6 protein-coding genes, 1 tRNA gene and 1 other RNA gene are annotated in these 7,892 nt (G+C 70.6%); 1 reads left to right on the forward strand and 7 read right to left on the reverse strand.

Features of this window, described 5'->3' with window-relative positions; all coding sequences use genetic code 11:
• Positions 1–126: 126 nt before the first annotated feature.
• From NMK44_RS08570 to ffs, 7 genes are all read right to left on the reverse strand, one after another.
• Positions 127–1,206, reverse strand: coding sequence for an aspartate-semialdehyde dehydrogenase (locus tag NMK44_RS08570; RefSeq protein ID WP_254740048.1), 1,080 nt, complete (start codon positions 1,204–1,206; stop codon positions 127–129).
• Positions 1,203–2,480 carry an aspartate kinase gene (locus NMK44_RS08575; RefSeq protein WP_254740050.1) on the reverse strand — a complete coding sequence of 426 codons (1,278 nt, stop codon included), beginning with the start codon at positions 2,478–2,480 and terminating at the stop codon, positions 1,203–1,205. The genes NMK44_RS08570 and NMK44_RS08575 overlap by 4 nt, the downstream gene beginning before the upstream one ends.
• 377 nt (positions 2,481–2,857) lie before the next feature.
• A complete protein-coding gene (locus NMK44_RS08580; RefSeq protein ID WP_254740052.1) occupies positions 2,858–3,526 on the reverse strand; it encodes a DUF5063 domain-containing protein in 669 nt (222 codons plus the stop codon).
• Entirely contained in the window at positions 3,519–4,118 is a 600-nt protein-coding gene (gene recR, locus NMK44_RS08585; RefSeq protein WP_254740054.1) for a recombination mediator RecR, read from the reverse strand. Before recR ends, NMK44_RS08580 begins: the two co-directional genes overlap by 8 nt.
• Before the next feature lie 199 nt (positions 4,119–4,317).
• Positions 4,318–4,653 carry a YbaB/EbfC family nucleoid-associated protein gene (locus NMK44_RS08590; RefSeq protein WP_254740056.1) on the reverse strand — a complete coding sequence of 112 codons (336 nt, stop codon included), beginning with the start codon at positions 4,651–4,653 and terminating at the stop codon, positions 4,318–4,320.
• Positions 4,654–5,075: 422 nt separating this feature from the next.
• Positions 5,076–7,469 carry a DNA polymerase III subunit gamma and tau gene (locus NMK44_RS08595; protein ID WP_308358446.1) on the reverse strand — a complete coding sequence of 798 codons (2,394 nt, stop codon included), beginning with the start codon at positions 7,467–7,469 and terminating at the stop codon, positions 5,076–5,078.
• Between the two features lie 61 nt (positions 7,470–7,530).
• Positions 7,531–7,625: signal recognition particle sRNA small type (gene ffs / locus NMK44_RS08600), an RNA gene on the reverse strand.
• A gap of 74 nt (positions 7,626–7,699) precedes the next feature.
• Here ffs and NMK44_RS08605 point away from each other — a divergent pair.
• A tRNA-Ser gene (locus NMK44_RS08605) sits at positions 7,700–7,787 on the forward strand.
• Positions 7,788–7,892 lie beyond the last annotated feature (105 nt).

Consider the following 7,892-nt stretch of genomic DNA (forward strand, 5'->3'; position numbering starts at 1 on the left):
CACAAGCCGCCATGAGGTGCGCCGCGGAAACGTCACTTTACGCCGTCGTCCCGCGACGGTGAGCGGCGGCCCAGCCGGGCGGCGGCCCCAAAGAGGGGAGGAGGAATGAGGGAAAGGGGCGGGACCTCAGGCCCCGGTGAACTCCGCGGCCACGACCTCCGCGATCTGCGCGGTGTTGAGCGCGGCGCCCTTCCGCAGGTTGTCCCCGCAGACGAACAGCTCCAGCGCCTTCGGGTCGTCCAGCGAACGCCGCACCCGGCCCACCCATGTCGGATCGGTGCCCACGACATCGGCCGGGGTGGGGAATTCGCCCTCCGCCGGGTTGTCGCACAGCACCACACCCGGCGCGGCCGCCAGGATCTCGTGCGCCGCCGCCACCGTCACCTCGTTCTCGAACCGCGCGTGCACGGCGAGCGAATGCGTGGTGATGACGGGAACGCGGACGCAGGTCGCGGTGACCCGCAGCTCGGGCAGGCCCAGGATCTTGCGCGACTCGTTGCGCACCTTCAGCTCCTCGGAGGACCAGCCGTCCTCCTTGAGCGAGCCCGCGAACGGCACCACGTTGAGCGCCATCGGCGCGGGGAACGGGCCCATCTCGCCGACCGCGCGCCGTACGTCACCGGGATGTGTGCCCAGGTCCGTACCGGCGACCAGCGCCAGCTGCTCGCGCAGGGTGTCGACGCCTTCCTTGCCCGCGCCGGAAACCGCCTGGTACGAGGAGACGATCAGCTCACTCAGCCCGAACTCGGCGTGCAGCGCGCCCAGCGCGACGATCATCGACAGGGTGGTGCAGTTGGGGTTGGAGATGATGCCGCGCGGGCGGACCCGTGCCGCGTGCGCGTTCACCTCCGGGACGACCAGGGGGACGTCCGGGTCCATCCGGAAGGCACCGGAGTTGTCGACGGCGACCGCGCCCTTGCTGGCCGCGATCGGCGCCCACTGCGCCGAGACCTCGTCCGGCACGTCGAACATCGCGACGTCGACGCCGTCGAACGCCTCCTCGCTCAGTGCGACGACCTCGACCTGCTCTCCCCGGACGGTCAGCTTCCGTCCGGCGGAACGCGGTGAGGCGATCAGCCGGATCTCGCCCCAGATGTCCGCGCGCTCGGAGAGGATCGAGAGCATGACGGTGCCGACGGCGCCGGTCGCGCCGACGACAGCAAGCGTCGGCTTCCGGCCACCGGCGGCACCGCCAGCACGTGTCATCGGCCGGTCCCTCCGTACACGACGGCCTCGACGCTGTCACTGTCCAGGCCGAACGCGCTGTGCACGGCGACGACCGCGTCCTTCACATCATCGGCGCGGGTGACCACCGAGATACGGATCTCGGAGGTCGAGATCAGCTCGATGTTGACCCCGGCGTTCGACAGCGCCTCGAAGAAGGTCGCGGTGACGCCCGGGTTGGTGCGCATACCGGCACCGACCAGCGAGATCTTGGCGACCTGGTCGTCGTAGCGCAGCGAGTCGAAGCCGATCACGGCCTTCGCCTTGGTCAGCGCCTCCATCGCCTTGTGGCCGTCCGTCTTGGGCAGCGTGAAGGAGATGTCGGTCAGACCGGTCGACGCGGCGGAGACGTTCTGCACCACCATGTCGATGTTGATCTCCGCGTCGGAGATGGTGCGGAAGATGGCCGCGGCCTCACCCGGCTTGTCCGGCACGCCGACGACCGTGACCTTCGCCTCGGACGTGTCGTGCGCGACCCCGGAGATGATCGCCTGCTCCATGCCTTCTTCTCCTTCTGGCGCTTCCGGCCTGCGCACCCAGGTGCCGACATGACCGGAGAAAGACGACCGCACGTGGATCGGGATGTCGTAACGGCGCGCGTACTCGACGCAGCGCAGATGCAACACCTTGGAGCCGCTCGCCGCGAGCTCCAGCATGTCCTCGTACGGAATCTCGTTGATCTTGCGAGCCTTCTTCACCACACGCGGATCGGCGGTGAACACGCCGTCCACGTCGGTGTAGATCTCGCACACCTCGGCCTCCAGGGCCGCGGCAAGGGCCACCGCGGTGGTGTCCGAGCCGCCCCGGCCGAGCGTGGTGATGTCCTTGCTCTCCTGGGACACGCCCTGGAAGCCCGCGACGATCGCGACGGCGCCCTGCTCGACCGCATCACGGATGCGGCCGGGGGTGACGTCGATGATCCGCGCTTTGTTGTGAACCGCGTCGGTGATGACTCCCGCCTGGCTGCCGGTGAACGACAGCGCCTCGTGACCCAGGTTTTTGATCGCCATCGCCAGCAGGGCCATGGAGATCCGCTCACCCGCGGTCAGCAGCATGTCGAACTCGCGGCCGGTGGGGATCGGGGATACCTGCTCGGCGAGATCGATCAGCTCGTCCGTCGTGTCGCCCATGGCGGAAACCACGACAACGACCTGGTGGCCGTTCTTCTTGGCTTCCACGATTCGCTTGGCGACCCGCTTGATGCCCTCGGCATCGGCAACGGAGGAGCCTCCGTACTTCTGCACGACAAGGCCCACGTGCGCTCCTCGCAGCTCTCAATAATGCGGTCGGCTCATTTTAACGAGCGGCCGGAATTTGCCGTCCCAAATGTCACATGGCGAGACACACGCCTCACTCAGTGATCAGCTGGACCAGGGGGACCAGGAGGATCAGGCGGTACATCGTCCAGGTACCGGCGTCTCTCCCCGCATCCCACACCACTCGCTCAGCGACGAACCCTGCCCGCTTCCGGGCGATGCATACAGGAACGTAATTCAGCTCACAGAGGGGGACGGGGGGTGGACAGGCGGTGGACGATCACTGAGACGGCCCTGCGCACAGGCTTGCGCGCCGTGGCGGGGCCGGTCCAGGGACCGTTTTCGGACCCTCTCCGGGCCGAGGGCTGGTGCCCGCCTCAGCGCTGGACGGAGCGGATGCCGAGCGGTGCCGCGATCTCGGCCGCCATGACCCGTCCCGCCGCCTCGGCGAGCTCCTCGTCACCGCCGGAGGCGCCGGTGTCCGTGTCCAGCCCGTCCAGCTCGTCCAGCGGGCTGTCCAGCCGGACGTGCGCGACGAGCGACTGGAGGGCGCGCAGCGCGGCGGAGGCCATCGTTCCCCAGTTGGACAGGTAGGAGAACTGCCACCACCACAGGGCCTCGTTGATCCGGCCCTCGCGGTAGTGGGCCATCCCGTGCCGCAGATCGGTGATGATCCCGGCCAGGTCGTCGGAGATCCGGCTGGCGACGGGCTCGGCGCGCGGTACGTAGGGGTCGAAGACCTCCGAGTACACATCGACCGGCTCCAGCAGCAGGGCGAACCGCTCCCGCAGCTCGTCGACGTCCGGCTCGGGGCCGGTGTCGGGCTCGTACCGCTCCTCCGGGACGAAGTCCTCGTGCGCCCCGAGCCGCCCGCCCGCCAGCAGCAGCTGGGACAGTTCGAGCAGCAGGAACGGCACAGCGCTGTCCGGTTCGTCGCCCTTGGCGACTTCGGTGACCGCGACGATGAAACTCTCGATCTGGTCGGCGATCTGGACCGCGAAGTCGTCCGGATCCGGATGGGCGTCGTGCAGCGTTGCGTCAGACATCGAGAAGTCTTCTCCCTTCGAAGGCACGACCCAGCGTGACCTCGTCGGCGTACTCCAGGTCCCCCCCGACTGGGAGACCACTGGCCAGGCGTGTGACCTTCAAACCCATGGGTTTGACCATGCGCGCGAGGTACGTGGCGGTGGCTTCGCCCTCCAGGTTCGGATCGGTGGCCAGGATGAGTTCGGTGACCGTCCCGTCCGCGAGCCGGGCCAACAGCTCCCTGATCCGCAGATCGTCCGGTCCCACACCCTCGATCGGGCTGATCGCTCCGCCGAGCACGTGGTAGCGGCCGCGGAACTCGCGAGTCCGCTCGATCGCCACCACATCCTTCGGCTCCTCGACCACGCAGATGACCGCCGGGTCGCGGCGCGGGTCCTGGCAGACCCGGCACTGCTCGGACTCGGCGACGTTCCCGCACACCGCGCAGAACCGCACCTTGTCCTTGACCTCGGTCAGCGCGTGAGCGAGGCGGCGGACGTCGGTCGGCTCGGACTGGAGGATGTGGAAGGCGATCCGCTGAGCGCTCTTGGGACCGACGCCGGGCAGCCTGCCCAACTCGTCGATCAGGTCCTGGACCACGCCCTCGTACACGCCCTCATCCAATCTCGCGCCGCCGCGCGGTGGCTGTACTTCATATGAATATTCGAAATATTCAGTTTCTTCGCCCGGTTCTCCGCCCGGACGGAGCCGTGAGGCTCCGGTGGAGCACCCCGAGCCGACCCCCGTCCCCCGTTGCGCGGCCTCAGGCCCTCGGGCGTTCAGACCCTCGGTACCTCGATGCCTGGGTGCCTCAGAAGGGGAGGCCCGGCATTCCGCCCAGCCCCTGGGCGAGCGGGCCGAGCTTCTGCTGCTGGAGCTCCTGCGCGGCGTGGTTCGCGTCGCGGACGGCCGCGACGACGAGATCCGCGAGGGTCTCCGTGTCCTCAGGATCCACGGCCTTGGGATCGATGACCAGGCCCTGGAGCTCACCGGCGCCGGTCACCGTCGCCTTCACCAGACCACCGCCCGAGGAACCCTCGACAGGGGTCCGGCCCAGCTCCTCCTGGGCCGCGGCGAGGTCCTGCTGCATCTTCTGAGCCTGCTGCAGCAACTGCTGCATGTTCGGCTGCCCACCACCGGGGATCACGGCTTCGCTCCTGGCTGTCGACGGTCGTTCTGTCGTTCCTTCGATAGCCCGAGCCTACGTGCTCGGAGGGCACCTCGCTCTACGCCGTACGGAGGAGAGCCGGGGGTGGGGGTCATACGGAATGGCGAGGCGGCGCGGGGCCCCGGACGGGGCCGCGGCAAGGGCCTCCCGGGCCCGTGGCACGGGGCCCGGCGGCCCCTTCGGAGGGGCGTACGGGGGACCGCGGCGGCGCCCCGGGGCGGGGTTTGGTCGCGGGGGTGCGCGGAGCCTCCGACGGAGGCTCGCGAGGGGGTTCCGCCGCGGACTCCCGGTGGCGGCGGCGGGGGAACCGCGGTAGGGGCCGCCACCTGTCGCGTCCGGGGCCGCGGGGCCGGATCCGGAGGGAACGGGGCCAGAGGGAACGGGGTCGGGCCGGGGCGGGCCTACTCGTTCACGATCTCGTCGATGACCGTGGCGCCCAGCTCACGCACGATGAGGTCGTGCCCGCTCAGCGCGGTGTCGTCGAGATCCGGATCGTCCTCGGCCGGGACGTCGTCCTCCGGCGAGATGGGCGGCGGTTCGGGCTCCCGGTACGTCGATGACTCGGCGGGCGGGCCCCCTCCCCCGGGCCGGGGGGCGGGCTCGGGCGCCGTGGGCGCGGGAGCACTCGGCCGGGGCGCGGACTGCTGCGGCGCCGCGGGCTGACCACCGTCGAAGCCACCGCCCGCGGGACCCGCACCGCCTCCGCCGAAGCCACCGCCGTTGCCGGAACCGCCGCCATAACCGCCGGAACCTCCCGGACCGCTCGCACCACCGGCACCGCCACCCCCACCACCGGAAGGATCGACGATGGCCTCGATCCGCCACTGCACACCGATGGCATCGCTGAGAGCCTGCCGCAGCACGTCCTCGCTGCCGCCGCTGACGAAGCTGTCGCGCGCACCGGCGTTGGAGAAGCCGATCTGGAGGGTGGTGCCGTCGAACCCGGACACCGAGGCGTTCTGACTCAGCAGGATCCAGGTGAAACGACGGCGGTTCTTGACCGCCTCCAGGATGTCCGGCCACATCTGGCGGACCTGGACCGCGCCTTGAGCCATGTTCGGCGCGTTCTGCGCCGGGGCCGCGGGAGCGGCTGGGCCGGTGGACTGCTGGGGAGGCGCCGGGGCGGAAGGCTGGGCGGGCGGGGCGCCGCCACCGGCCGGGGCGGCCGTGGGCCAGCCGCCGGGCTGTCGGCCCGAGCCCGCGCCGTCCGCACCGGGGCGGGCACCGCCGGAACCGGGCGCCGAGGCGGTGGGCCAGGCACCGGGCCGGCCCGCGGCGGGGGCAGGGGCGGAAGGCGTCGCGGGTGCCGCGGGCGCCGGGGACTGCTGGGCTCCCGAAGGCCATGTGCCGGGGGCAGGCGCGGACGGCTCCTCCGGACCTTCCTCCGGTCCGGGAGAAGCGGGGGCCTCGGGGGCAGGCGCCTGAGCCGCTGGAGGCGCCGGGGGCTGAGCCGGGGCCGGACCCCGGCCACCCATCGCCGCACGCGCGGCGGCCGGCCCGGCTCCCGGATCGACCGGAACATGGGCGTCGGGTCCGGGGACGTAGCCCATCGCCGGCGAAGCGGCGGCCGTCGCACCACCGGCGGCAGCCATCCCGCCGCCACCGCCGAGACCGCCACCGCCGAGACCGCCCGCCAGGGCGCCCCGCTCAAGCCGCTCGAGCCGCGACTGCACCGACCGCTCGTCGTCGAAGGCGGCGGGCAGCAGCACCCGCGCACAGATCAACTCCAGCTGGAGCCGCGGTGAGGTGGCGCCCCGCATCTCCGTGAGCCCCTCGTTGACGAGGTCGGCCGCACGGCTCAGCTCGGCACCGCCGAAGACCGACGCCTGCGCCTGCATCCGCTCGACCACATCGGCCGGAGCGTCGATAAGCCCCTTCTCCGCCGCGTCCGGCACGGCCGCGAGGATCACCAGATCGCGCAGCCGCTCCAGCAGATCGGCGACGAAGCGCCGCGGGTCGTTGCCGCCCTCGATCACACGGTTGACGACCTCGAAGGCGGCGGCGCCGTCCGTCGCCGCGAACGCGTCGACGATCGAGTCCAGCAGCGAGCCGTCCGTATAACCGAGCAGCGAGGTGGCCATGGCGTACGTCACACCGTCGTCGGCCGCGCCCGCGAGCAACTGGTCCATGACCGACATCGAGTCACGGACGGACCCCGCACCGGCTCGCACCACCAGCGGCAGCACGCCCTCCTCGACCGGAATGGCCTCCCGACCGCAGACCTCGCCGAGGTACTCGCGGAGCGTCCCGGGCGGCACGAGCCGGAAGGGGTAGTGGTGGGTGCGCGACCGGATGGTGCCGATGACCTTCTCGGGCTCGGTGGTCGCGAAGATGAACTTGAGGTGCTCCGGGGGCTCCTCGACCACCTTCAGCAGGGCGTTGAACCCCGCCGAGGTGACCATGTGGGCCTCGTCGATGATGTAGATCTTGTAACGACTGGACGCGGGCCCGAAGAACGCCTTCTCGCGCAGCTCCCGCGCATCGTCCACACCACCGTGGGACGCGGCGTCGATCTCGATGACGTCGATCGACCCCGGACCGTTCCGCGCGAGGTCCTGGCACGACTGGCACTCCCCGCACGGCGCCGGGGTCGGGCCCTTCTCGCAGTTCAGACAGCGGGCCAGGATGCGCGCACTGGTCGTCTTGCCACAGCCCCGCGGACCGCTGAACAGATACGCGTGATTGACCCTGTTGTTACGCAGCGCCTGCTGCAACGGGCCGGTGACATGCTCCTGCCCGATGACCTCCGCGAAGGTCTCGGGGCGGTAGCGGCGGTACAGCGCGAGGGACGACACGCTTACGACGATATCGGGGCCCGCCGACAACCGAAGCCGCCCGCTCCCCCGCCCCCACAACGCAAGGGCCCCCCACGCACCCGCCAGAGCCCACTTACCCTTGCTGCCTTCCGGCCCTGGGGGAGTTCGGTGAGATAGCGCCACGTGAGGGGCTGGCCCCCACCCTAGCGGATGGACCCGGGTGGGAACGAGTTCGCGAGCACGGCATCCGGTCTTGTATTGTTCTCGACGGAGGATTCGCCTAGAGGCCTAGGGCGCACGCTTGGAAAGCGTGTTGGGGGCAACCCCTCACGAGTTCGAATCTCGTATCCTCCGCCAGTGCCTCACCGGGCACGATGTCGAAGGGCCCCACCGCTCGCGGTGGGGCCCTTCGACGTTCGTGGTTGCAGTTTTGGTTGCAGTTGGTCCGTGCCGTGGCCCCCC

Source organism: Streptomyces cucumeris (genome assembly GCF_024295805.1).
GTDB classification, from domain to species: domain Bacteria; phylum Actinomycetota; class Actinomycetes; order Streptomycetales; family Streptomycetaceae; genus Streptomyces; species Streptomyces cucumeris.

What these genes read in the sequence shown, in the direction of transcription:
- NMK44_RS08570 (WP_254740048.1), bottom strand. Translation starts at nt 1,206, where the DNA reads ATGACACGTGCTGGCGGTGCCGCCGGTGGCCGGAAGCCGACGCTTGCT.
- NMK44_RS08580 (WP_254740052.1), bottom strand. Translation starts at nt 3,526, where the DNA reads ATGTCTGACGCAACGCTGCACGACGCCCATCCGGATCCGGACGACTTC.